Below are 23698 nucleotides of genomic sequence, written 5' to 3' on the forward strand. Positions count from 1 at the left end.
TCCGGACGTTCCGCCTCGGAAGGGGCGTCGTCAGCTCTGGGGCGGGGTGACGGTGAGCAGGGGGCAGCGCGGGTTCAGGTCGATCCTGGCCAGGTGCCGGCCGCTCAGCGCCCAGGCCTTCCAGGAGCCGGGCTCGAAGTGGAGCTGCGGGTTGGTGTACCAGTCGTCTCCCAGCCCGGTGGCCAGGTGGGTGGCCGTGTCGCTCAGCTCGTAGGCGTTGCCTCCGCCGAAGAACGTGCTGACGAACACCCGGCCGCGGTGGACGGTCAGCTCGCCGTAGCCGGACAGGGTTCCCTGGTGCTTGACCGTCTTCGTGGCGAGGTCGAGGGCGATCCAGGCGCCGGAGTTGCGCTTGTAGACGCCGTAGAGGAGCCCGTCGTGCACCTTGATGTCCTGGAAGGTGCGGTAGCCGGCGACCGGGTCCGTCTGCCACAGCACGGTACGGGTCCGCAGGTCGAAGGCCGCGACCGACGCCGTGGTGTGCACCGGCGGGGTGCCGCCGCCGCCGAGCACGTCGCCGCCGAGGTACACGACGCCCTTGCGCTCGTCCAGCGACAGGCTCATCAGGCTCTGGCCGGGGATGACGCCCTTGTAGACGTCGATGTGGCCGGTGCGGGGATCGACGATCGACAGGGCGCCGTCCAGCTCGGCGCCCAGCGGGGCGGAGGCGACCAGCAGCTTGTCGCGTACGGCGTCGTACTCGATGTCCCAGGGGCGCTGCTGGCCGTGTCCCAGGTAGCCGAGGCTGCGGACCTCGTCGGTGCGCAGGTCGATGGAGATGATGTTCCCGCTGGGGTAGACGGCGGCGTAGATCTTGTCGCCGCGGCGCACGAGGTCCTTGGGCTCTCCGGGGACGCGGAAGCGGCGCTGCTTGCCGGTGCGCAGGTCGCGGACGTCCATGAAGAAGTGGCCGCCCACGTACAGGGCGCGGTTGGGCACCAGCAGCATGCTCTGCGGGCGTTCCGCGCCCGCCGGCAGGCCGGCCTCGATCAGGTCGGTGAAGGCCGAGCGCCCGGTGTCCAGGTCGAGCGACCACATGCCGCCGCTGCCCGAGAACCCGACGAGGGCGCCGTCGCCGGTCAGCGCGAGCCGCCGGGTCTCGTCGTCCTGGGAGGGCGGGTCGGCGATCCTGGTGGGGGCGCTGTCGCCGGTGCGGTAGCGGTAGACGGCGCCGTCGGGGCGGGAGGTGCCGTAGACGGTCCCGTCCGGGGCCACGGTGAGCGCGTCGAGGCTGCTGATCGAGCCGAGGGGGACGTTCCTGGCGTCGGTGCCGTCCTTGCGCACGTCGATGAGGGTCTGGCCGCTCACCGCGAGGATCCGGTCGCCGTGCTCGACGACCACCGAGATGCCGGTCGTCCCCTGGGCCAGCTCCTTGACGGCGCCGGTCGCCCGGTTGATCGCCATGAGCTTGCCCTTGTCGAGCAGGCCCGCGTAGACGTTGTCGGCGTCGGCGGCGAGCGCCCTGACGTAGCGCTCGCCGGTGGCCAGCACGCCGAAGTCGCGTACGGCGCCGGTGGCGGGGTTGTACTCCCTGACCCGGCCGTCGGGGTAGGTGCCGACGTAGATCGTGCCGTCGGGGGCGGCGGCCAGCGACCAGATGTAGCCGCCGTTCTTGCCGAACGAGGCCAGGTGCGCCACCTCGCCGGTGGACGGGTCGAACCGGTACAGGTCGGGCACGGGGTAGGTGCCGACGTAGACCTTGCCGCCGGCCACGGCGGTGGCCCAGCCGCCCTCCGGCTCCCCGGCGGCCGGGGCGTCGGGCAGGCGCACGCTCCTGACGACCGTGCGGGTGTTCAGGTCGAGCTCGGCCAGGACGGGCGGCTTCTGGCCGCGGGTGACGACGTAGGCCTTGTCCTGGTGGACGGTGGCGCCCACGATGGCGCCGGTCATGGACGCGGGGCCGAAGGTCTCCACCCGTGGCGCGTCGCACGTGGACGGTTGCGCCGGGGCGGCCGCCTGGGCCGGGGACACGGGTAGGAGCAGGCCGGCGGCCAGGACGGCCAGGGCGGCGGGGATGGCGAGGGGTCTGCGCGGCACGGCCGCACCTCCACAAGAGCGTGTTGCCCAATTTTGGCCCAGACCGTAATGTGCTGAGCCTGAGAAGTCAATGGAGGCGGTTGTGACGGCTTTCGACGCGAGCAAGCTGATCGGGGACCTTGAGGTGAGCCTCGACGTGGACGTCCTGGTCGGCGCCTATCCCGACCGCGACGGCCCGCCGGGCACGCCCGCCGCCGTGCTCGACAGGCTGGCCGCGCACCGCATCCGGGCGGGCGCGGTCGCGTCCCTGCGGGCCGCGCTGTTCGACGTGCGCTCGGGCAACGACGAGGTCCTGGCACTGGACGGCCCGGTGGCCCCCATCGGGGCCGTGGATCTGCGCGACCCCGTCGGCGCCGTACGCGAGATGGACCGGCTGGCCGAGGCCGGGGTCAGGGGCGTCAGGCTCTTCCCCGACGAGCAGGGCGTGGAGGCGGGCTTCCCCTCGGTGCGCCACGTGGCCAGAAAGGCGGCGCAGCTCGGCCTCGTCGTGCTGACCGGGGGCGACGTGCGGCGCTTCTGGCAGCCGTTCGCCGGCCTGGACGCCACCGTGGTCTTCCTGGACACGCACTTCTACCACCTGGGCGACTTCCTCGTCCTCGCCGCCGACGAGCCCGGTTTCCACACCTCGACGCGCCTGCTGAACTCGCCCGACGCGCTGGAGAGCGTGCCGCCCGACCGGCTCCTTTTCGGCTCGCGCACCCCGCACTACGAGCCGGTCGTCCCCCTGCTGCGCCTGGCGACCAGCGGGCTGAAGCCGGAGGAGATCGCCGCCGTCGCGGGCGGCAACGCGAGGAGGCTGCTCGGATGATCATCGATGTGCACGCCCACTGGGGCCCCTGGTTCTTCACCATGGACGTGGCCGCCGCCAACGTCAGCGCCATGGACCGGTACGGCATCGACCTGTCGATCGTCTCGGCCACCGAAGCGGTGATCTACGACGCGCCCGCGGGCAACCGGGCGCTGGCCGCCTGGCTGGAGACCCAGGACCGCCACCTCGGGTACGTCACCGTCAACCCCCGCAGACTCGCCGACGCCGAGCGGGACCTGCGCGCGTACCTGCCCACCGGCAGGTTCGTGGGCGTCAAGATCCACACCGACTACACCCGGTCCCCCGCCTCCTCGCCCCAGACGCGCGAGGCGCTGGCCATGGTCGCCGAGGCCGGGGTGCCCGCGCTCGTCCACACGTGGGGCGCCACGGTGCTGGACCTGGCCGAGGTCTGCCGGGACACGCCGGGCCTGCGGGTCATCGCCGGGCACATGGGCGCCGACGGCCACGCGTTCGCCGTCGAGGCGGCCGCCGGCTGCGACCGCCTCTACCTCGAACCGTGCTACTCCCACGCCCCCGCCGGCCGGGTCGCGCAGGTCGCGGCGGCGGTGGACCCCGAGCGGCTGCTCTTCGGCACCGACTCGACCCTCATCGATCCGGCCTCGGCGTTCGGCGCGGTGGCGGCGGCGGGCCTGGACGAGGAGACGGCCGAGCTGGTCGCGTGGCGGAACGCCGTACGGCTCTTCAGGCTGGACATTACGGCCCGGCCCGTTATAGCGTGCGGCGACCCCTCACAAGGAGTGACCAGCGCATGATCCCTCGCCGCCGTTTCCTCCAAGCCGCAGCCGCCTCCGCCGCCGTCTCGGCGGGCGCGGCCGTCCTGCCCGCCTCCCCCGCGACGGCCGCCGCCCGCGAGAAGCCGGGCACGATCACCGACCTGGGCCCGGCCAGCGTGGCCAGTCCCCTGGGCAACGCCGAGTTCGTCGGCGACGTGCTCTACCTGGGCTCACGCGGCCTCGCGCCGAACGTCGTGGGCGCCTGGGACCTGGGGCAGGACAAGGTCACGGCGCACTTCGACATCCCCACCGGCGTGGGCATCTGGGCGATGTGCAAGGTCGGCACCGACGTCTACGTCGCCACCCACACCCGTTCCGACCTCTACAGGATCGACACGCTGACCGGCACCACGACGCTGCTGGAGCGCTACTCCGACGACTACATCTGGACCATGGCCGCCTCCCCCGACGGCAAGGTCTACATGGGCACCTCGCAGCCCGGCCGCGTCCTCGAGTACGACCCCGCCACCGGCGCCAGCCGCGACCTCGGCCAGCCCGCCCCCGGCGAGCCTTACGTCCGCAGCATCCAGGCCGACGCCACCCACGTGTACGCCGGCGTCGGCACCAACGCCCACCTCGTCGCGATCGACCGGGCGACCGGCGAGACCCGCGACCTGCTGCCCGCCGAGGTCGCCGACCGCGACTGGGTGTCGAGCATGTCGATCAGCGACACGCACATCGCGGGCGGCATGAACTCGCTGGCCGAGCTGCTCGTGCTGGAGAAGGCGGACCCGGCCGCGTACAAGGTCGTCAAGGCCACCGCACCGGGCGAGAAGTACATCGTCTCGGTGCTGATCCACGACGGCTACGTCTACTTCGCCGGCCGCCCGTCCGGGACCTTCTACCGCTACCACCTGGAGAGCGGCGCGTACGAGGTGCTGGGCGTGCCCTTCCCCGAGGCGGCGACCGTCCGCATCCTGGAGCACGGCGGGCGCATCTACGGCGTCCAGGACCCCGGCGTCTTCGTCTACGACCCGGCCACGGGCGCGATCGACTACGTCAGCCACGTGCAGAAGGGCTTCAAGGCCGCGCCCGAGGAGCCGATGTCGGTGCACAGCGACGGCAGGCGCGTCTACGTCGGCGGCAAGGGCGGCTGCGACATCCACGACCTGGCCACCCGCCAGGTCACCCGGCTTACCATCGCCGGCGAGCCCAAGACCATCATGACCGTCAAGGACACCACCTACCTCGGCGTCTACACCCAGGCCGCCCTCTACTCCCACCGCGCCGGCGACGCCGAGGCCAAGCTGCTCTTCCGCACCGGCCAGAGCCAGGACCGGCCCAAGGACCTGGTCCACGACCAGCTCACCGGGCTGATCGTGATGTCCACCCAGCCGGAGCCGGGGCACCAGAACGGCGCGCTCGACGTGTACGACCCGCGCACCGGCCGGCTCGACACCTACCGGCCGGTGGTCGAGCGCCAGACCGTGTTCTCGCTGACCGCCCTGCTCGGCACCGTCTACCTGGGCACCAGCATCCAGGAGGGGCTGGGCGCGCCGCCGGTGACGTCCACGGCCAGGCTGGCGGCGTTCGACCTGCGTACCCGGCGGGTGAAGTGGGAGATCGAGCCGGTGGCCGGCGCGAAGGCCGTCACGAGCCTCAAGAACACCCCGCTCGCCCTGTACGGGATCACCGACACGGGCGTGCTGTTCGAGTACGACCTGCTCCGCCGCAAGGTCACCCGCACGCTGAAGGTGTGCGACCGGGGCGGCGACCTGGTGCTCGCCGGCCGGTACGCCTACACCAGCGACGAGGACGCCGTCTACCGGATCGACCTGGCGCGCCTCACCTCGGAGAAGCTCGTGACGGGCCTGGCAAGCGACTGGTTCGGCGGCGGCTCCAGGATCAACATCGACCCGTCACGCAAGGCGCTCTACGCGCTCAAGGGACGCAACCTCATCCGCGTCGCGATCTGACGGCCACGCGGCGGCCGCGAGCACCCGGGCGCGCTCGCCGTCCGGGAGCCCCGGCCCGTACGGGTCGTGGGCGTGGCTCCCGGGGATGAGCCCCTCGGCCGCGGCCAGCCACGCCATGCGCTGGACGTAGCCCTCCATCGGAGCCGTGAACGTGGCCGCCGCCAGCCGGTCCAGCCGCGCGGACGCCTGCTCGAAACCGCGCAGGTCCGCGCCCTCGAACGCGCGCAGCACGGCCGCCGTCGTCCCCACCGACGCGGCCGCGACGCCCACCAGCGCCGCCTCCGCGCCCCACAGCAGCGACGGACCGAACATGCGGTCCTCGCCGGTGATCGCCAGCCGGCCGGCCTCGCGGGTGAGCGCGATCGTCTCCTGGCAGCCCATCGCGTCCGACAGCAGCGCCGTCTTCAGTCCGGCCACGCCGGGCAGGTCCAGGATGCGGCGCAGCGTGGCGGGCGGGCACGGGTTCGTGTAGAGGTCGAAGGCGATCATCGGCAGCCCGGCCGCCGACCACACCGCCTCGTGCAGCGCCACCCGGTCCCCCGGCTCCGGGAACACCAGCACCCCGTCGGCGCCCAGCTCGGCCGCCATCCGCGCGTCCGCGACCGCCCCGCCCTCAGAAGAGCCGACGCCGACGATCACGGGGACGCCCGCCCGGCGGGCGCGTACGATCAGGCCGGCCCGCACCTCCGCGGACAGGAAGGGCCCGCGGCCGGTGTGGGCGAGCACGGCCAGGGCGCCGGCGCCCGAGGCGACCAGCCGCAGGAAGTACTCCTCCGCGATGTCGAGGTCCACCTCCCCCGCCGGGGTCATCGGCGTCAGCGCCGCGGCGGCCAGGCTCCCGCGCAGGCGGTCGCGCAACCCGGCGGCCCGCGCGTCGATCGGCATGCTCATGCTCGCTCCCTCACGTATCAGGGCGACCAGAGTAGGCCGTTCATCCGCGCGAGGGGGAGCCGGTCACTTCAGGCCGGTCATCGCGATGCTGTTGACCAGGTAGCGCTGCAGCAGGAAGAAGACCACCAGGCACGGCACCGCCGAGACGGCGGCGGAGGACATCAGCATCGACCACTGCAGCTCCTCCGTCTTCAGCACCGTCAGCCCGACGGTCAGCGTCCGCGTGGCGTCGCTCTGCGAGATCACCAGCGGCCACAGGAAGTCGTTCCAGTGCCACAGGAAGACGAACACGCCGAGGGTGGCCAGGATCGGCTTGGTCAGCGGCACCACGATCGTCCAGTAGACGCGCAGCTCCGAGGCCCCGTCGACCTTGGCGGCGTCGAACAGCTCGTCGGGCAGGCCCAGGATGAACTGCCGCATCAGGAAGACCGCCTGGGAGTTGGCCAGCGTCGGCACGATCAGCCCCCAGAAGGTGTCGACGCCGTCGAGGTCGGAGACGAGCACGTACAGCGGGATGAGCGTGGCCTGGAACGGCACCATCATGGTGGCGAGGAACGTCCACAGGATGGTGTCGCGGCCGGGGAAGCGCTTCTTGGCGAACGCGTAGCCGGCCATCGACGCGGTGAGCAGGATGACCGCCACCGACACGCCCGAGTAGACCAGCGAGTTGAGCGTCCACTCGGCGAACCCGGACGCGCTCAGCACCTGCGTGATGTTGTCGAAGGTGAGCGAGTCCGGCCACTGCGCCGGCACGGTCGGCTTCCCCCGGGGCGACAGCGCCACGATGATCATCGCGGCGAACGGGCCGAGCGTCAGCAGCGACATGAGCGCGAGCAGCGTGTAGAGCGGCCACCGCCGTCCGTGGCGGCGGCGAGGGCGCTCGACGGCCGGCCGGTTCTGGACGGCGGGGCGCGTGGCCGTCAACGTCATGCGTTCTCCTTGCCGACGAACCGGCGCTGGATCAGCGAGACGACCAGCACGATGGCGAAGAGCACCATCCCCCAGGTCGCCGCGTAGCCGAACTCCCAGAACCTGAAGCCGCGTTCGAAGATGCCGTAGATGAGGGTGTAGCTGGCCTTGGCGGGCCCGCCGCCGGTCATCACGTAGATCGTGTCGAAGACCTGGAACGAGGCGATGGTCTCGATCATCAGGACGAAGAAGATCGCCGGCTTGAGCAGGGGCAGGGTGATGCCGCGGAAACGCTGCCAGGGGCCGGCGCCGTCGACCTTGGCCGCCTCCAGATAGGAGCCGGGGATGGCCTTCAGCCCCGCCAGCAGGATCAGCATGGAGTAGCCGAAGCCCTTCCAGCAGGAGACGAGAGCCAGGGCGGGCAGCACCAGCTCCATGCGTTCCATGAAGGCGACGGGCCCGAGGTCGAGCTTGGCCAGCACGCCGTTGAGCAGGCCGTCGAACTCGTAGATCCACCGCCAGATGATGCCGGCGAAGACGAAGCTGGTCACGTACGGCAGGAAGAGGATGCCGCGGAACAGCCCGCGCATGAAGATGATGCTGTTGAGCAGCAGGGCGCTGCCGAGCGAGACGGCCATGACGAGCGGCACGTAGATCACGGTGTAGACCAGCGTGGCCCGCAGGCTCGACCAGAAGTTCGGGTCGTTCACGAGCCGCGCGTAGTTGTCGGCGCCGACGAAGCTCCAGTCGCCGCCGATGCTCCAGTTCGTCAGGCTCATGCCCGCCGCCCCGAGCGTCGGGAAGATCTTGAAGATCAGGAACAGCACGAGCATCGGGAGCACGAACAGCAGCCCCGTCATCGGGTCACGCAGGCGCCCTCGTCGGTCCCGTCTTGCCTGGAGGGGCCCGCCGGAGCGGGCCCGGGTCGCCTCAGCCACCGCTGGCCAGCAGTTCGTCGGCCTCCTTGGCGGCGGCGTCGAGGGCCGTCTTGGCGTCCTCCTTGCCGATCAGCGCCGCCTGGATGTGGGCCGCGACCATCGCCATGACCTGGCGGGCCTTGGGGTGGGTGTCGCCGGGGAAGGCGTACTGCAGCGACTTGGCGAACTCCTTGGAGATCTCCGACTGGCCGGGGATCGTCACGTCGGTGCGCGCGGAGAAGAAGCCGGACTCCTTGGCCAGCTCGCCGGCGACCTCCGGGGAGGAGATGTAGGCGGCGAGCTTCCTGGCCGCGTCCTTGTTCTCGGAGTGCTTGGCGAGGACCAGGCCGCCGGGGATGCCGAACGCCACCCGCTTGGTCCCCTCCAGCGGCAGGCCGACGCCGACGTTCTCCGCGCCGATGGCGGCGCCGAGCTGTACGGCGTTGAGCGCCGTGGCCGCGTGGTACATGGCGGTCTTGCCACCGGCGAGCGCGCCGCCCTCGATGTCGTTGCCCTTGCTGGCGGTGTTCTGCGGCAGGCCGCCGAGCGCCTTGAGGTCGAGCAGGAACTGCAGGCTCGCGACGCCCTGCTCGTTGTTGACGGTCACGCTCTTGCCGTCGGGGGAGAACACCGAGCCGCCGTTGGCCCACAGGATCGGGTAGAAGCTCTGGTTGAGCGAGATCTCCGGCTTGCCCGGGTAGTCGAGGACGGCGACCTTGTTGGCGGCCAGCTTGGGGGCGGCCTCCTTCAGCTCCTCCAGCGTCTCCGGCACCTTCGTGACGCCCGCGTCGGCGAAGAGCTTCTTGTTGTAGATGGGGGCGGTGATCGTCTGGTAGATGGGCACGCCGTAGAGCTTGCCGTTCACGCTGAGGGCGGTGAGGGCGTTGGGCAGATAGCCGCTCTTGTTCGCCGCGACCACGTCGTCCACGGGCTCCAGCGTGCCCTGCCCGGCGAACTGCGGGATCTGGTCCGGGCCGAGCAGGGTGAGGTCGAAGCCCTTCCTGGAGGCCAGGGCCGTGGTGACCTTCTCCTGGCGGCTGTCCCAGGGCTGCTGGTCGATCGTCACGTCGATCGAGGGGTTCTTGGCCTCGAAGTCCTTCTCGACCTTGTCCCAGAACGCCTTGTTCTTGGCCTGGTCCGAGATCACGGGGTACATCCAGAGCGTCACCGTGCTCTTGTCCGAGCCCGAGCCACCGGATCCGCACGCGCCGGTCACGACGGTGAGGGCGACCGCTATGCCTGCTGCCGCTAGCTTTCTCATCGGCGGCTTCCTTTCCTGAATACCGGTCCTGACCGAAACCTAGTGATGGGGGGATGGCCCGGTCAATGCCTGATACATGAACGTAACTAGGCCCGGGCGGAGTAGTCCGCCACGGCCTCCGCGATGACCTTGACGTGCTCGGACGTGTAGTGCTCGTTCCATTCGACGGTGAGCAGCGTGGCCGCGACCAGCCGTTCGGCCTCCGGGCATGGGGCGGGACGGTAGTCCCGCAAGGGGTAGCGCGAGGAGCCGTAGATCGGCCCGTCCCACAGCGGGGCGTGGTTGAGCGGTTCGCGCAGATAGCCGGCCCGCGCGGGGACCCCGGCCGCGCTCAGGTGCGCGGCCAGCCCGGCCGCGCCGCCGCCGGGCAGGACGATCGGGAACAGCCACCACGCGTGCCCGTCCGGCCGCGGCAGCCCGAGGCCCAGGTCGAGCGCGCGCAGGGCCGCGATCAGCTCGGCGGCCGTGCGGCGTCTGGACTCGACGACCCCGGGCAGCTTCGCGAGCTGGGCGCGGGCGACCGCCGCCTGCAGCTCGGTCATCCGGTAATTGAGGCCGAGGCTCTCGTGCGAACGGCCCGCGGCGCGGTCCCATCCCTTGTCCGCGAACAGCCGCATCCGTCTGGCCAGCTCGTCGTCGTCGGTGAGCGTCAGGCCGCCGTCGCCGCAGGTGATGTGCTTCCACTGCTGCAGGCTCAGCGTGCCGACGTGGCCCGCGGTCCCGGCGTACCGGCCGCCGGGCAGCTCGGTCAGCCATGCCTGCGCGCAGTCCTCGATGAGCGTCAGCCCGTGCCGGTCGGCCAGCCGGCGCAGCTCGCCGACCCGGGCGGGCGCGCCGAACAGGTGAACCACCATGATGGCGCGGGTACGCGGCCCGATGAGCGCGGCCACCGCGTCGGGATCGAGGTTGCCGTCGGACGGATCCACGTCGGCGAAGACAGGAACCGCGTTCTGCGCCAAGATAGGGGCCACTGTCCCGAAGTCCGTGATCGGCGTCGTGATGATCTCGTCACCGGGATCCGGCGCCGCCGCCACGACCGACAGGTGGAGGGCCGCGGTGCCGGAGGAGCACGCGATCGCGTGGCGGGAGCCGTACAGCTCCGCGACCTCGCGTTCGAGCGCTCGCGCCTCCCTCCCCCAGACGGAGTTGAGCATGCCGGAGCGGATCACCCGCTCCAGCGCCGCGAGCTCCTCGTCGCCGAGGGTGCGGCCCGCGGGTTCGGCCATGTTGGGAAAGTGCAGGGTCACCGGATAGCCTTTCGGTCTAGACCGTAAAACGGAAGGAGACGCGGGTGGGTTTCGTCATCGGAGTCGTCGGCCCGCACGACCTGGTCGACGACGTCGCGGCCACCTGCGAGGAGCAGCCCGGCGTGAGCACGCTCCGGCTCGACTACGACCACGAGTCGCAGGCGCCGGCCATCGTCGAGGCCCAGGCGAGCTCGGTCGAGGGCTGGCTGTTCACCGGCATCGTCCCGTACATGCTGGCCCGCAGCGCCGACGTGCTCACCCGCCCCGCCGTGTTCGTCGACTACTCCGGCGCGACGCTGCTGAGCGCCCTCGTACGGCTCCAGCACGAGGGCCGCGACATCACCCGCCTGTCCATCGACACCATCGCGCCCGCCGACGTCACCGCCACGTTCGTCGAGGCCGGCCTGCCCACCGGTGGCCTGCGCACGCTCGGCTACCGGCCGGAGACCACCTCCAAGAAGATCATCGCCTTCCACCGCCGCTCCCCCGACCATCCCGTGATCACCTGCCTCAGCTCGGTGCACGAGGCGTTGCGCGGCGACATGCAGGTGCTGCGGCTGGCGCCGTCGGAGCACTCGGTGCGCACGGCGCTGCGCCAGCTCCTGCTCACCGCCGAGGGCCAGGCCCAGGAGGACGCGCAGATCGCGCTCGGCCTGGTCGAGGTGGACGGCGAGGAGGGCCTGCTGCGCGAGGCCGGGGCGCTGGCCGGCACGCTGGCCGGGTTCCGCGGGGGCACGCACCTGCTGGTGACCACCCGCGGCCCGCTCCACGACGCCACGGGCGGCTTCACGGGCCTGCCCATGCTGGCGCGGCTGGCCGCTCACAGCAGCGTGGCGCGGGTCGGCTTCGGCCTCGGGCGCAGCGCCGCCGAAGCCGAGAGCCTGGCCCGCCGCGCCCTGGCCAGGGCCAGGCGCATCGGGAACGTGGCCGCCGTGCTGTCCCTGCGCGCCGACACCGACATCGTGCTGGAATCGGTGATCAGCGCGCCCTCAGGCGAGCAGAACCTGGCGCTGATCGCCCGCCGCGTGGGGCTGTCGGTGCCGACACTGGAGAAGCTGCTGCAGGCCCGCGACGCGGCCGGCGGGGAGGCGCTGACCACCCGCGAGATCGCCGAGCGGCTCGGCGTCCAGCAGCGCACCGCCCGGCGCATGCTGCACCGGCTGGAGCTGGCCGGACTGGCCGAGCGCACCGGCAACCTGACCAGCGGGTCCAGCGGCCGTCCCCTCACGCTCTACCGCCTCACCCTGTAGCCGCTCAGGCCAGCCATCGGTCCAGCCCTTGGGCCACGAAGTCGTCGTCGCGCAGCCAGGGGTAGGCGGCCCAGATCCGGTCGATCTCGGCGAGCTGCCCGGGCGACAGGTCCTCCTCCGGGTCCAGGCACCAGCGGCCCGCCAGCAGCCCTTGGCGGCGCAGCACCTCGTGGATGCCGGGGATGCAGCCGTGGAAGCCGTTCGCCGAGTCGAAGATGGCCGCGTTGGCGTCGGTGAGGTGGCCGTCGAGGCCGAGCAGCCGGCGCACCGCGGCGTCGTCGCCCGAGCGCGCCAGCTTGGCCTCCTCCAGCAGCTCCACCGCCCGCCGCACCCACACGGCCCACTGGCCGAGCAGTCCGCCGACGAACTCCACCTCCACCTGCCGCCCGTCCACGACCACCCGGTGCGAGGTGATGAGGTCGGCCAGGATGTGGTCGTCGTTGCCCGTGTAGAGCGCCACCTCGCCGGCCCGGCCGGCCCGTACGACGCCGTGCAGCACGTCCAGCGTGCGGTAGCGGTCGAAGGGCGCGACCTTGACGCCCACCACGGACTCGATGCTCGCCAGCCGCGTCCAGAAGTCGCGCGACAGGGGCCGCCCGCCCACCGCGGGCTGCAGGTAGAAGCCGATCACGGGCAGCACCTCCCCCACGGCCCTGGCCCGCGCGATCAGCCCGTCCTCGTCGAGCTCCCGGTGCGGGCTGAGCAGCACCATGTGATAGCCGAGTGAGCGGGCCAGCTCCGCCTCCGCCACCGCCTGGCGGGTCGGGCCGGTCGCGCCGGCCACCAGCACGACCTCGCGGCCGGCCTCCCTGGCGGTGGTCGCGGCCAGTTCGAGCACGGGCGCGAACAGGCCGCCGCCGTGCAGGGCGAACTGCGTGGTGTGCACGCCCACCGCCAGCCCGCCGGCGCCGGCCTCGACGTAGTAGCGCGTCAGCGCGCGCTGGCGGCGCTCGTCGAGCCTCCTGTCCGCCGTCAGGGCCAGCGGGTGCGCCGGGATCACCAGACCGCGCCTGAACAGGTCGCGTACGGACGTCTGCGCCTCTGAAACCGTGCCGAGCACGTGAGGTCCCCCTTTGTGGTTGCCGTGTGAAGTGAGCACGCGCTTTCAGAAACGCCCGTCGCGGCGGTCGAACTTGGTGGGCTTGCCCAGCAGCGGCCCGCCGTCGGTGACCCAGCGCGCGGTGTGCTCGATCAGCTCGGCGGGGGTCAGCTCGGGGTAGCCGAACAGGCGGTGGCAGCGCGAGGCGTTGGACAGCAGCGCCGTCGGCGCGGGCTCGCCGGTGAACACCGGCTCCTGGCCCAGGGCCTCGCCGAGGGCCAGCGCCGCCTGCCGCACCGAGATCAGCTCGGGGCCCGTGACGTTGAGCACGTACGGCGGTACGTCGGCGAGCAGCAGCGAGCGCAGCGTCACCTCGTTGGCGTAGCCCTGCCAGACCACGTTCACCTGGCCCGTCGTCAGGTCCACGGGCTGTCCGGCGAGCACCTTCTGCGCGAGGTCGACCAGCACGCCGTAGCGCAGCTCGACCGCGTAGTTGAGGCGCAGCAGCGACATCGGGGTGCTGTTGCGCTCGGCGAAGTGGGTCAGCACGCGCTCCCTGCCGAGGCAGCTCATCGCGTAGTCGCCGACGGGGCCGACGGGCGAGTCCTCGGTGCTGCCGCCCTCGGCGACGGGGACGAGCGGATAGACGTTCCCCGTGGACAAGGCGGCGATCCTGCTCCCCGCGAACCGGTCGGCGACGCGTCCCGGCAGGTAGGTGTTGGTGAACCAGGCGGCGTGCTCGCGGCCGCTCGTGCCGAACTTGGCGCCCACCAGGAACACCACGTTGGGCGCGTCCGGCAGCTCGCCCAGCGCGGCCTCGTCGGCGACGTCGGCGGCGATCACCGTGGCGCCCTCGTCCCGCAGCGCGGCCGCCAGGCCGGGCTCGGAGAACCGGGACACCGCGATGATCCGCCTGTCGCCGCCGGTGGCGTTCAGCGCCAGGCGTACGAGGCTCGGGCCGAGCTTGCCGCCGGCCCCCAGGATCATGATGTCGCCGTCCAGCTTGCCCAGATCGTCGACGAGCCCCTGGCTCGGCCGTGCCAGCCGCTCCTCCAGCTCCGCTGTCGTCCGCACGCGGTCTCCTCCGAAGTTCGATTTACGGCCCAGACCGTAACTGGGCGAAGTGTCGGCTGTCAACGGGGAGGCGGCGCTCCTCGGGTGGTCAGCAGGCTTCGCGCGCGCGGATCAGCACATCGAGGATGGCCCTGGTCTCGCTCCACGGCACCGGGCTGGGCGCCCCGCCCACCATCGCGAGGAACGCCTCGATCGTCGCCTCGTACCCGAGGTTGCGGACCGGGTCGTCCCCGCTCTCGATCACGATCGTCTCGGTGCCGTCGCGCTTGTGCAGGGTGACGCTGTAGGACTCCGACTCCGACACGCCGAGGATCTCGACGGTGGCGGTGACGCCGTCGTCCCAGCGCAGCGCCATCACGCCGGTGTCCTCGGAGCGGAGCGTCGTGTAGTGCCGCTTCGCCCCCGCCGCTCCGGCGAGCCGTACGTCGGGGCCGAGCAGCGCCACCAGCAGCTCCACGCCGTGGATGCCCATGGTGACCATGGTGCCGCCGCCCTCGCCCGGCGTGTCCTGCCAGGCGTTGTAGCCGGTGGCCCACAGGCCGACGTCGTGCCGTACGGTGGCCCGCACCGCCAGCACCTCGTCGCGATCCACCCGCGTGCCCGCGAAGGCCGGGGCGAAGCGCAGCACCGAGCTCGACAGGACCCGGTCATGGATCGGCAGCCGGTCGAGCGCGTCGAGCTGGGCCCGGTCGGCGGCGGCGGGCTTGTTCACGAAGCAGGGCAGCCCGGTCTCCAGCACCTGGGCCAGCGCCCGGGGAACCTGCGGGTTGGGCACGGTCAGCACCACCCCGTCGAGCCGGCCCGCCAGCGCCTCCTCCAGGCTGCCCGCCACCTTCGCCCGCGGGTGCTCGGCGCTGAAACGGGCGAGCCGCTCCGGGTCGGGCTCCCACACCACGAGCTCGGCGTGACGGGACAGGGTGCGGGCATCGGTGTAGGGGTGACTGGTGGCGAGCCCGGCGAGTGCGATGCGCACGGTCTGTCCCTCCATATCGGATAAAGGCGGCGGATTACCGGCCTCGGGGTTACGGCGGCGGCAAGCCTAGCCCTCATGACAGCTCCGTCATTGACGGACCCGGCTTGCCAAGTTACGGTCAGGACCGTTATCACGCCTGCACGAGCCCCTGGAGGTGGCGCTGTGCACGTCCCCCCGCATGTTCCCTCGACCCGGTCCCATCGGCGGCGCGCCGCCCCCAGGCAAGGCACGGGCGCGTGAGGCGCGTCCTGCGCGCGACGGCCCCGGCCGCGCTGCTGGCGGCGCTGCTCGCGGCGCCGCCCACGCCGGCCTCCGCGGCCGACCTGCGGCTCGTCAACGACGGCTTCGACAACGGGCTGACCGGGTGGAGCGGCTCGCACAGCCCGGGCGGCGTCGATCCCGTGCTCTGGGACGGGCGGACCACCGCCCGGGTCACCGACGCCGACCCCGCGGCCGCCTACGGTAGGGAGAGCATGCCCGGCCTGCCCGCCGCCGCAGGCACGCGCTACACCCTGAACGCCCAGGTCTGGGCCGAGACCGGCACGGCACAGCTGTATCTGCGCTTCAGGGACGCCTCCGGCCGGCTCCTGTCCGGCGGCGCGAACGCCTCGGCGACGGGGCGGCGGTGGAACCGCGTGACGACCTCGGGCGTCGCGCCCGCCGGCACGGCCACCGTCTCGGCCCTCATCTACTCGGGCGTGGCCGACGTGGGCACCGCCTACTGGGACGAGGTGCTGATCACCAAGAACGTGAGCGACCTCGGCGTGCAGATCGAGAGCAGCGTGCCCAACGCCACCACCTTCGCCGGCGGCAGCGCCTACGCCCTCTTCACCGGCACCGCCGACGTCAACCCGCAGCTCGCCGTGATCGACCTGGCCACCGGGACCACGACCAGGAAGCTCACCATCCCCGACAGCGCGGCCACGCCCACCGTCGGCGGCTGGGCGGCGACCACCGCCACCGACGGCAGCGTCTACCTCGGCACCTACCCGAACTCCAAGCTCTACCGGTACGTCCCCGGCCAGTCCACGATCAGCGACCTCGGACGGGCGGAGGGCGGCTACTCCTTCATCTGGGACCTGGAGGCGGGCGCGGACGGCAAGGTGTACGGCGGCACGCACAACGACGGCCGCTACTTCAAGTACGACAACGGCGCCTTCACCACGATCGGCAGCGTGCCCGTCGTGGCCGGCGCGCAGAACGTGCGCAGCATCGCCCACGACCCGGCCGCCAACGCCACCTACCTGGGCACCGGCACGAACGCCGCGCTGATCAGGTTCGACAACGTCACGGGCCGCAAGGACAGCCTGCTGCCCGCGGCCTACGCGCACGACTCCATGGTGGGCGGGCTGACCTGGACCGGGGGCAGGCTGTTCGCCTGGATCGACCGCACGCTGCTCGTCCTGCGCGTGGTCCGCGCGGCCGACGGCTCGTACGCAGCCGAGACCGACGCCACCATCAGGGACGTGGACCTGCAGCACTCGCCGGCCCGCGACGGGAAGGTCTGGTTCGTCAAGGAGGGGCTGCTGCACTCCTACGACGTGGCCACCAGGTCCGTGCAGGCCACCTCGGTCCGTCCCGGCCTCGACGTCACCGGCTACACCTGGTCCGGCGGCACCCTGATCGGGCTCGGCGGGGCCACGGACGGCACCAGGATCTTCAGGTACGACCCGGCGACCGGCGAAGGGAGCACCAGACCCGTCTCCGGCACCCCCGTGCTGCCGGCCGCGATCAACACCCTCGCCACGGGACCCGACGGCCGCGTCTACACCGGCGGCTACCTGACCGGCGGCTTCGGCGTTCACGACCCGCTGCGCGGCGACGGCGACGACGACCGGCCCGACACGCCGACGCGCAACGGGCTCAGCCAGACCGACAGCATGCTGACGCACGACGGCCGGCTCTACATCGGCGCCTACCCGTCGGCCAAGCTGTACGCCTACGAACCCGGCGGCACCTGGCCGCCCGCGCTGCTGCACACCGGCGGCGAGGCGGGCGACAAGGCCGACGACTGCGAGCCGGGCAAGGGGCCGCCGCCGCAGGACCGGCCGTACGCGCTGGCCGGCGGCCCGGACGGCGCCGTCTACATGGGCACGGTGCCGAAGTACGGCAAGCGCAGCGGAGCCCTCACCGTCTGGAAGGAGGGCACGGCCGCGCGGACCCTCTGCGTGGCGCAGGACCAGGCCGTCGTCGCGCTGGCCTACGCGGGCGGCAAGGTGTTCGGCGGCACGTCCACGCGCGGCGCGCTGGGCGTGGACCCGGTCTACGCGCCGGGGGCCTCGGCCACGCTCTTCTCCTACGACCCCGCCACCGGCGCCGTACGCCTGCACCCCCTCCCGCTGACGACGCCGAAGGCCGTCACGGCCCTCAGGGAGGTGGACGGCGAGCTGTGGGGCCTGGCGGGCGGCACGCTGTTCACGCTCGATCCCGCCCGGCCCGGGACGATCACCACGAAACGGCTCTTCCCCGACCCCGACTACGCCGCCCATCCCAGCCTGGCCTGGCGCGACGGCGTGCTGCTGACCGTGCCCCAGGATCCGGGCCACGTGTACGGCACCCTCGGCGACCAGATCTTCAGGATCGACAGGTCGACGAAGGCGGTGACCGTCCTGCTGACGGCCGACGGCATGGAAGGACTGACCGCCGACGACTACGGCAACCTCTACTACAGGATCAACGAGCGGCTGTACCGGCTCGCCCGCTGACCCGCGCCGGCGTTCGGCGCGGGGCGGGCTGTCGGACCGGCACGCCGATCCCCGCGCCGCCGCCTCGCGGGTCCGGCCTTCAGCTCACCTCGACTCCCACGCCGGTTCCGTGCTCGGCGCCTTCACCTGGGCGACCTCCGCGAGGTCGTCGAATTCGGGCAGACCGTCGGCGGGAGCGCGGACGACACCGACCTGATCCGGCCTGGGCGGCGCGATGTTCCTGGACGGGCCCCAGCTCACGATGTCCGTCGTCGCGCCTCCCTGGGTGTAGTACTTCTCCTTCTCCTGCGTGGAGAAGCCCGATCCGAATTTGAAGGGCAGCCCTTTCGCGTCGAAATAGAGCGTCCAGCCCACTTCCTTGTTCGCGTAACTCGCGTCCGGCGGTCTCCCCGCGACCTGCCGGAAAGTGGGCGAGAGGTCGTACAGTTCGGCGAACGTGAGGCTGCCGCGGTAGAACCCGGTCCGCTTGAGGTCCGCGGTCTTGCCGGCCGGGTTCGGCAGATTGAATTTCTTCTCATCGGCGCCGGCGATCAGCGCTTTCAGCGTCCCGAGCTCGAAGATGTTGATGAGGTGGTCGCCGAAGGCCGTCGCGCCCGCTCCCCGGTCGCCGCGCCGGGCCCAGGTCTTTCCCTGCGGCAGGTCCGCGGTCCACAGCCGTCCGGTGCTGTAGAAGCGGCCCTTGGCGTTGATCCAGCGGTGCGGCCGGGTCTGCGCGAGCAGGCTCCGGGAGACCGGGTCGCCTTCGGCCGCGCGCTCCTTGGGGAGCGAAAGCAGGTGACGGTTGAAATCCACCCGGCGCGTGATGCTCGCCGCGACGACCCCGCCTCTGCCGAGAACCAGCGTCCCTTCCTGCATCGGGTTGTAGCGGAACACCCGGGCCGTGTGGTTGGTGTATTTGTTGCGGTTGTTGATTTCGACGGAGCCGTACTGCGTGAACTTCACGCTCGCGCCCCTGGCGAGCTGTTCGCGTACCGCGCGTACGACATCGGGAACGGCGGCCTCCGCCGCGGACGGAACCACGAGCAGGGCCGCCGGGCCGACGATCATGGCGGATAAGAGGGCTGGCAAGCGGCGCATCGAAAGGGCCTCCGAGACCTGGCACAGCAACCGGATGATCTACAGCAGCCCGGAGCGTACCAGTTGCCTGCTCATTCGGCTTGCCGCGAATTACTGACGGCGCAGGTACGTCTCGATGCGGTCGAGCGCACCCGCCCAGACCTCCCGCACGAAGAAGTCGCGCATCTCGGCCGCCGGGAACCCGGACTGCACCACGGTGAGGAGCGTCCCGCCGTCGTGCTCCTCGAAGGTGACCTCGACCGTGGTCGTCATGGTCATGCCGTCCGGACTGGCGCCGACGGATTCGGTGACCAGGCGGTGCGGACGGTCGATGACCAGGAAGGTCTGCGTCTCGCGGAACAGGGTCTCGGGGTCCGGCCCCCACACCGCGGTCTGCCGGCCTCCGACCCGCAGGTCCACGTCGATTTCCACGAAGCCGGGCGTCTCGTCGAGGATGCTGAACCAGATCTTCTGCTTCTCGGCGTCGGTGTAGGCGTCGAAGACCTCTTCCGGGGTCGCGGGCAGGACACGGCTCACGCGCAGCTGAGCGGTCTCGATGTTCTGCGTCATCGGTCGTCTTCCTTCCGGAGGGTGAAGTAGGCGTCGAGGCCGTCGAGCCGGCGTTCCCAGAGCCGCTGGTAGAACCTGATCCAGGACATGGCGTCCTCCAGTCGTTCGGCGCCCAGGCGACAGCGCCGTGATCGCCCGACCTTCTCCGTGGTGACCAGCCCGGCGTTCTCCAGGACCTGCACGTGCTTCTTCATGCCGGTGAGCGACATGTCGAACGGCTCGGCCAGCTCACCGATCGTGGCCGGCCCCTGGCCGAGCCGGACGAGGATCTGTCGTCGCGTCGCATCCGCCAGGGCAGCGAACGTCCGGTCAAGGACCTCTTGCTGAACCATATGGTTCAGTATACGACGCTGAACCAAAAGGTTCAATAAGTTCGTGGTCAGCCCTTCCGGCCCGCCAGGACGTCCATGTAGTGCTGGTTGGCCATGACGCCGAGGATGTTGCCGAACGGGTCGCGCACCGACGCGGTGACGAACCCGGGGCCGCGCTCGGTCGGCTTGTCGAACGGGGTGGCCCCCAGCTCCAGCAGCCGCTTCCAGGCCGCCTCCAGGTCGTCGACGGCCCAGTAGGCGATCGCTCCGGCGCTCTCGGCGCTCCAGCCGTCCGGGGCGAAGCGCGCGTCGACGATGCCGAGCTCGTGCTGGTAGTCGCCGACGCGGAACTCCACGTAGGCCGGGTCGCCCTGCTCGGGCCGCTGGAAGTAGGCCTGCACACCAAGGAGTTCGGCGTACCAGTCACGGGCGGCCACGAGGTCGTGGGCGTAGAAGCTGATGGTGGTGAGTCCGCGGAGCATGTCCCTCTGCCTTCCGTCCGGTGGCTTGTGAGAACGATGCTTCCAGGCAAAGTGCTCACCCAATGAGCGCTTTCGATTCACGCTCCCACGTGGATGTGGGCCGCCCACAGCGACGGGGCCCGGGGATGCCGCGCTCGACGCTCCCGTACGGCGTGGTGCAGCGCGAACGCGGACCGCGCCGGGTCGATCGACCCCGCCCCCGTGGCCAGCCCCCGGTAGAAGGCGTCGGCGAGGTCGACGGCGAACTCGTCCTGGATCTCCCACAGGGTGCCGACGACGTGCCGGAACCCGGCCAGCTGGAACCCGCTCGCCAGGTGGATCGCCTCGTCGGCCAGATGGGCGGAGGGACCGGTCGCGGTCACACACGCGGACAAATAGGCCAGTTCGGCGTGATCGAGGCGTACCGCGTTCAGCGCGGCCACGGTGAGCGGGGCGGTGGCGTGGTCCTGCAGGACGAGCATGCTGCGGGAGAGGTCCGTCGGGTGGATCGCCCCGTGACAGGCGAAGTGGGCGATCGAGCTGGTGGCCAGGTGGGAGAGCACGGTCTCACGGGTGGGCTCGCGAGGCCCGCCCGGCGTCAGGACGACGGCATGGGGCAGGTGCCCGGCCACGGCGGCCACCTCGGCGGCGGCGTGCTCCAGGTCCGGCCCGCCGGGGGTGGTGGGCATCGCCACGACCAGGGCGCCGTCGCGCCCCTCGCCGGGCGGGAGCGGGCGGCGGGCGTGGCGCAGGGCGCGGACGGTTGGGATGGAGGAGGAGACGACCCGGTGGAGCACCGCGTCGGTCTCGGAGCCGGGTACGCCGGCGGCGTGCAGGGGAAGCAGCGACAGGACGCCGCCGGACGCCCACCAGATCCTGGGCCATGCGCCGCCGGCGGCGACGGGGCCGAGCCCCAGGGCGTCGAGGACCGGACGGGCCGCGACCCGCCACAACCATGCGAGGACCTCGTTCATGGCGGCCTGAGCCGCGGCCCGCTCCGCCAGGGTCGTCCCCGTCTGCGTGAGGTGGAGCGCGCCGTAGAACTCCGTGACCTTGTCGAGCGTCGCCGTGACGTCCAGGCCCGGCAGCGGCAGCGCCCGGACGCCGTCGGAGGTCAGCAGCAGCGCGTCGCCCCGGGTGCGGCTGACGGTGAACGCCACGATCGGGCCCTGGGCCGTCTCCGCCAGCAGCTCCCCCACCGTCGGCGGCTCCAGGAAGGTCGCGAAGCCGTCGAGTGCCCGGATGGCCGCCACCGTCTCCGCCAGCTCCTGCGCGACGCGGTGCGGATCGGCGGCCGACGGCGACCGGGGCCGGGAGAGGCGGTCGTTGAGTTCGAGGTAGCGGCCGGCGAGCCCGGGATCGCGCTCGTGCAGCGCGCCCAGGTCGGCGCGGACGTCCAGCGCCTGGCTCAGCAGCACGGCCCGGCCGGTCTCCAGCAGCCGCAGGGCCTGCGCCGGGCCGGACTCGGGCCGGGTCAGCGCCAGGGCGACGGCCTGCGCCGTCAGCGTCCTGAACTCCTTGAGCAGGTCCTGCTGCCCGTCCCGGCCGAGCTGGCGGGCAGCCAGGTGCGGGAGCAGCCGTACGGCGGCCTCCAGCAGATCCGCGGCCCGGCCCGGCGCCGACTCCGCGACCAGGGACGAGGCCGCCTCGTAGGCCCGGATCCGCAGGACGAGGGGGGCCGAGGTGTTCTCGGCCGCGCGTACGAAGGCCGACACCGCCTCGGCACGCAGGGGCTCACCGCCCTCCCGGTCGAAGCGCGCCCGCAGGACCTGCCCGAGCGCGAGGTGGACGGACGCCTGGTCGGGATGGCCGTCCGGCTGGCAGGTGACGGCCTCGCGCAGCAGGTCCTCCGCCTCGACGAGCAGGGCGTGCTCCGGAGCGCGTCGCTGCCGCAGCAACAGCGCGCTGCCCAGGTTGACCAGGTGGCGTCCCCGGTCCCGGTGGCCGGGAGGCGCGGCGGCCACGGCGGTGCGCAACGCCTCGATCGCCTGGCCGAGGTCGTCATCGGCGGCGCCGGGGTCGTCGTCGGCCGTGGTGCGCAGTTCGACGCGTCTCATCAGCGCGCCACCGAGGTTGGCGTGGAGCAGGCCCCGGCGCACGTCCTCCCGGCCGCTCGTGGACGCGGCCTGCCGGTGCAGCTCGACGGCCTCGTCCAGGTCGTCCTCCCGCGCGGTCCGCTCGAACCTGGTGACCAGCACGAGCCCGAGGTTGGACTTGAACATGGGCAGGTCGTTCCCGGACGACGAGTTCTGGGCGAGGTCCAGAGCGTGCCGGTGCACGGAGACGGACTCGTCGAGATCGGCGAGGTCCCCCGTCTGCTGGTAGCGGGCGCGCAGCGCGTTGGCGTAGCCCGAGTGCCGGTGCGCGGGGTGCGAGCCGGGAACCCGCAGGGCCCGCCGGTGGGCGTCGAGGCAGGCGTTGAGGTCGGCGGGGTCGCCGTGTTCCTCGAAGCGGGTCTGGAGGATGTCGGCCCACTGGGCCAGCCGTTCGGCGTCGGCGTGGTCGGACGGCGCGAACTCCGGCCCCGGATCGCCGAGCCGTACGGCGGCCGCCAGGTCCTCCGGCTGCCCCGAGCGTTTGAACCTGTGGTGGAGGGCCATCGCGAGCAAGCCCCGCCGGCGGTCGTCCGGGTCGGCCGCCGACGCCCTGGCGTACACCTCGATCAGCTGGTCGAGGGCGCGGGCGTCGCCGAAGTGCTCGTACCGGGAGGCCAGCAGGCCGCCGAGCTGCGTCACGCAGGGATCCCACCAGTCGTCGCCGGGCGACCCGGCGGAGAAGGCGAGCCCGAGCGCGGCGACCGCCGCATTCAGGTCCTCGCGGCGGCCCGATCGGCGGTTCCGGATCAGGAGGAGCTGGGCGTGGTCGAAGAGGTGCCGCGGGTCGCTCCGGTCGTGTGCGGCGCCCGCCCGCAGGGCTCGTTCCGAGGCCTGGAGCGCGGCTTCGAGGTCGGCGTCGTCGCCTGCTCGCAGGAACCGTTCGAGCAGCGCCGAGGAGAGCAGCGGCTGGTAGAGGATCTGCTCCTGGCCGTCGGCGGGCACCGCGGCCGTGATGCGCCGCCACAGCCGGATGACCGCGGACAGTCGCTGGGGGTCGGCCCCGTCAAAGGCATCGCGCAGGAGGTCCACGGCGGGGACGGCCGCCGCTACGGCGATGGCCGGCAGCATCGGCTCGGGCAGCGCGTCGATCTCGAGGAGGAAGCAGGGCACGAGCAGCTCGACCGCGCGGCGGAACTCGCCGGGATCCCCGGTGCCCCGGTGGCGGAGCCAGTGCCACCAGCCCAGGACGACCCGGACCTCGGGCAGGTCGTCGGCCGCCAGGGAGTCGGCCAGGGCCTGGGCCTGCCGCAGCGCTTCGGGGTCGGCGACCGCGGACAGGTCGCCGGTGGCGCTCATCTCCAGCACCCGGGCGGCGACAAGGGACAGGAGGTCCTGGCGCACCACCCGAACGTACGCCGTGCCCGGGCGATCCGCCCTGCCTTC

Annotated in this window: 19 protein-coding genes; 5 read left to right on the forward strand and 14 right to left on the reverse strand. The window is 72.1% G+C overall.

From position 1 onward, the window contains the following. Positions 1-30 precede the first annotated feature (30 nt). Positions 31-2037 carry an outer membrane protein assembly factor BamB family protein gene (locus ABD292_RS37400; RefSeq protein WP_344215968.1) on the reverse strand — a complete coding sequence of 669 codons (2007 nt, stop codon included), beginning with the start codon at positions 2035-2037 and terminating at the stop codon, positions 31-33. A gap of 82 nt (positions 2038-2119) precedes the next feature. Between ABD292_RS37400 and ABD292_RS37405 the strand changes: the two genes are divergently transcribed. Genes ABD292_RS37405 through ABD292_RS37415 form a run of 3 tightly spaced genes read left to right on the forward strand, consistent with a single transcriptional unit; the run spans position 2120 to position 5555 of the window. Continuing rightward, a complete protein-coding gene (locus tag ABD292_RS37405) occupies positions 2120-2845 on the forward strand; it encodes an amidohydrolase family protein (RefSeq protein ID WP_344215970.1) in 726 nt (241 codons plus the stop codon). Then, positions 2842-3618, forward strand: coding sequence for an amidohydrolase family protein (locus ABD292_RS37410; RefSeq protein WP_344215973.1), 777 nt, complete (start codon positions 2842-2844; stop codon positions 3616-3618). The genes ABD292_RS37405 and ABD292_RS37410 overlap by 4 nt, the downstream gene beginning before the upstream one ends. Further along, positions 3615-5555, forward strand: coding sequence for a ligand-binding sensor domain-containing protein (locus ABD292_RS37415; RefSeq protein ID WP_344215975.1), 1941 nt, complete (start codon positions 3615-3617; stop codon positions 5553-5555). The genes ABD292_RS37410 and ABD292_RS37415 overlap by 4 nt, the downstream gene beginning before the upstream one ends. Here the strand turns inward: ABD292_RS37415 and ABD292_RS37420 are convergent. The 5 genes from ABD292_RS37420 to ABD292_RS37440 form a co-directional block, all read right to left on the reverse strand. Next, positions 5499-6446, reverse strand: coding sequence for a dihydrodipicolinate synthase family protein (locus tag ABD292_RS37420; protein WP_344215977.1), 948 nt, complete (start codon positions 6444-6446; stop codon positions 5499-5501). The genes ABD292_RS37415 and ABD292_RS37420 overlap by 57 nt on opposite strands. A 63-nt stretch (positions 6447-6509) precedes the next feature. Beyond that, positions 6510-7376, reverse strand: a complete 867-nt coding sequence (locus tag ABD292_RS37425) for a carbohydrate ABC transporter permease (RefSeq protein ID WP_344215979.1) — start codon at positions 7374-7376, stop codon at positions 6510-6512. Beyond that, entirely contained in the window at positions 7373-8215 is an 843-nt protein-coding gene (locus ABD292_RS37430; RefSeq protein ID WP_344215981.1) for a carbohydrate ABC transporter permease, read from the reverse strand. Before ABD292_RS37430 ends, ABD292_RS37425 begins: the two co-directional genes overlap by 4 nt. A 70-nt stretch (positions 8216-8285) precedes the next feature. Further along, positions 8286-9533 (reverse strand): ABC transporter substrate-binding protein, encoded by a 1248-nt coding sequence (locus ABD292_RS37435; RefSeq protein ID WP_344215983.1) that lies wholly within the window; start codon positions 9531-9533, stop codon positions 8286-8288. Positions 9534-9619: 86 nt separating this feature from the next. Beyond that, positions 9620-10759 (reverse strand): DegT/DnrJ/EryC1/StrS family aminotransferase, encoded by a 1140-nt coding sequence (locus ABD292_RS37440; RefSeq protein ID WP_344215985.1) that lies wholly within the window; start codon positions 10757-10759, stop codon positions 9620-9622. Between the two features lie 65 nt (positions 10760-10824). Between ABD292_RS37440 and ABD292_RS37445 the strand changes: the two genes are divergently transcribed. Beyond that, a complete protein-coding gene (locus ABD292_RS37445) occupies positions 10825-12030 on the forward strand; it encodes a hypothetical protein (RefSeq protein WP_344215987.1) in 1206 nt (401 codons plus the stop codon). A 4-nt stretch (positions 12031-12034) separates the two neighbouring features. Here the strand turns inward: ABD292_RS37445 and ABD292_RS37450 are convergent, their stop codons facing one another. The 3 genes from ABD292_RS37450 to ABD292_RS37460 all read right to left on the reverse strand — a co-directional run bounded on the left by ABD292_RS37450 (position 12035) and on the right by ABD292_RS37460 (position 15116). Continuing rightward, complete coding sequence (locus tag ABD292_RS37450; protein ID WP_344215989.1) at positions 12035-13090, reverse strand: dihydrodipicolinate synthase family protein; 1056 nt, start codon at positions 13088-13090, stop codon at positions 12035-12037. Positions 13091-13135: 45 nt separating this feature from the next. After that, entirely contained in the window at positions 13136-14143 is a 1008-nt protein-coding gene (locus ABD292_RS37455) for an NAD-dependent epimerase/dehydratase family protein (protein WP_344215991.1), read from the reverse strand. An 88-nt stretch (positions 14144-14231) separates the two neighbouring features. Then, complete coding sequence (locus ABD292_RS37460) at positions 14232-15116, reverse strand: Gfo/Idh/MocA family protein (protein ID WP_344215994.1); 885 nt, start codon at positions 15114-15116, stop codon at positions 14232-14234. A 236-nt stretch (positions 15117-15352) separates the two neighbouring features. On the opposite strand from ABD292_RS37460, the gene ABD292_RS37465 reads away from it, so the two are divergent. Continuing rightward, the gene (locus ABD292_RS37465; RefSeq protein WP_344215996.1) at positions 15353-17821 is read left to right on the forward strand and encodes a ligand-binding sensor domain-containing protein; all 2469 of its coding nucleotides are present in this window, start codon (positions 15353-15355) and stop codon (positions 17819-17821) included. Between the two features lie 84 nt (positions 17822-17905). Here ABD292_RS37465 and ABD292_RS37470 read toward each other — a convergent pair whose 3' ends face one another. The 5 genes from ABD292_RS37470 to ABD292_RS37490 all read right to left on the reverse strand — a co-directional run bounded on the left by ABD292_RS37470 (position 17906) and on the right by ABD292_RS37490 (position 23656). Then, positions 17906-18868 carry a hypothetical protein gene (locus ABD292_RS37470; protein WP_344215998.1) on the reverse strand — a complete coding sequence of 321 codons (963 nt, stop codon included), beginning with the start codon at positions 18866-18868 and terminating at the stop codon, positions 17906-17908. A gap of 120 nt (positions 18869-18988) precedes the next feature. Then, entirely contained in the window at positions 18989-19447 is a 459-nt protein-coding gene (locus ABD292_RS37475; protein ID WP_344216000.1) for an SRPBCC family protein, read from the reverse strand. Further along, the gene (locus ABD292_RS37480; protein ID WP_344216002.1) at positions 19444-19779 is read right to left on the reverse strand and encodes an ArsR/SmtB family transcription factor; all 336 of its coding nucleotides are present in this window, start codon (positions 19777-19779) and stop codon (positions 19444-19446) included. Before ABD292_RS37480 ends, ABD292_RS37475 begins: the two co-directional genes overlap by 4 nt. 47 nt (positions 19780-19826) lie before the next feature. Beyond that, positions 19827-20240 (reverse strand): VOC family protein, encoded by a 414-nt coding sequence (locus ABD292_RS37485; RefSeq protein WP_344216004.1) that lies wholly within the window; start codon positions 20238-20240, stop codon positions 19827-19829. Between the two features lie 77 nt (positions 20241-20317). Further along, on the reverse strand, positions 20318-23656 hold the full coding sequence (locus ABD292_RS37490; RefSeq protein ID WP_344216006.1) for a CHAT domain-containing protein: 3339 nt from the start codon (positions 23654-23656) through the stop codon (positions 20318-20320). Positions 23657-23698: the final 42 nt, after the last annotated feature.

This window comes from Nonomuraea bangladeshensis, from assembly GCF_039529455.1.
GTDB lineage: Bacteria > Actinomycetota > Actinomycetes > Streptosporangiales > Streptosporangiaceae > Nonomuraea > Nonomuraea bangladeshensis.

What these genes read in the sequence shown, in the direction of transcription:
- ABD292_RS37480 (WP_344216002.1), bottom strand. Translation starts at nt 19,779, where the DNA reads ATGGTTCAGCAAGAGGTCCTTGACCGGACGTTCGCTGCCCTGGCGGAT.
- ABD292_RS37485 (WP_344216004.1), bottom strand. Translation starts at nt 20,240, where the DNA reads ATGCTCCGCGGACTCACCACCATCAGCTTCTACGCCCACGACCTCGTG.
- ABD292_RS37430 (WP_344215981.1), bottom strand. Translation starts at nt 8,215, where the DNA reads ATGACGGGGCTGCTGTTCGTGCTCCCGATGCTCGTGCTGTTCCTGATC.
- ABD292_RS37425 (WP_344215979.1), bottom strand. Translation starts at nt 7,376, where the DNA reads ATGACGTTGACGGCCACGCGCCCCGCCGTCCAGAACCGGCCGGCCGTC.
- ABD292_RS37410 (WP_344215973.1), top strand. Translation starts at nt 2,842, where the DNA reads ATGATCATCGATGTGCACGCCCACTGGGGCCCCTGGTTCTTCACCATG.
- ABD292_RS37435 (WP_344215983.1), bottom strand. Translation starts at nt 9,533, where the DNA reads ATGAGAAAGCTAGCGGCAGCAGGCATAGCGGTCGCCCTCACCGTCGTG.
- ABD292_RS37440 (WP_344215985.1), bottom strand. Translation starts at nt 10,759, where the DNA reads ATGGCCGAACCCGCGGGCCGCACCCTCGGCGACGAGGAGCTCGCGGCG.
- ABD292_RS37475 (WP_344216000.1), bottom strand. Translation starts at nt 19,447, where the DNA reads ATGACGCAGAACATCGAGACCGCTCAGCTGCGCGTGAGCCGTGTCCTG.
- ABD292_RS37470 (WP_344215998.1), bottom strand. Translation starts at nt 18,868, where the DNA reads ATGATCGTCGGCCCGGCGGCCCTGCTCGTGGTTCCGTCCGCGGCGGAG.
- ABD292_RS37415 (WP_344215975.1), top strand. Translation starts at nt 3,615, where the DNA reads ATGATCCCTCGCCGCCGTTTCCTCCAAGCCGCAGCCGCCTCCGCCGCC.
- ABD292_RS37420 (WP_344215977.1), bottom strand. Translation starts at nt 6,446, where the DNA reads ATGAGCATGCCGATCGACGCGCGGGCCGCCGGGTTGCGCGACCGCCTG.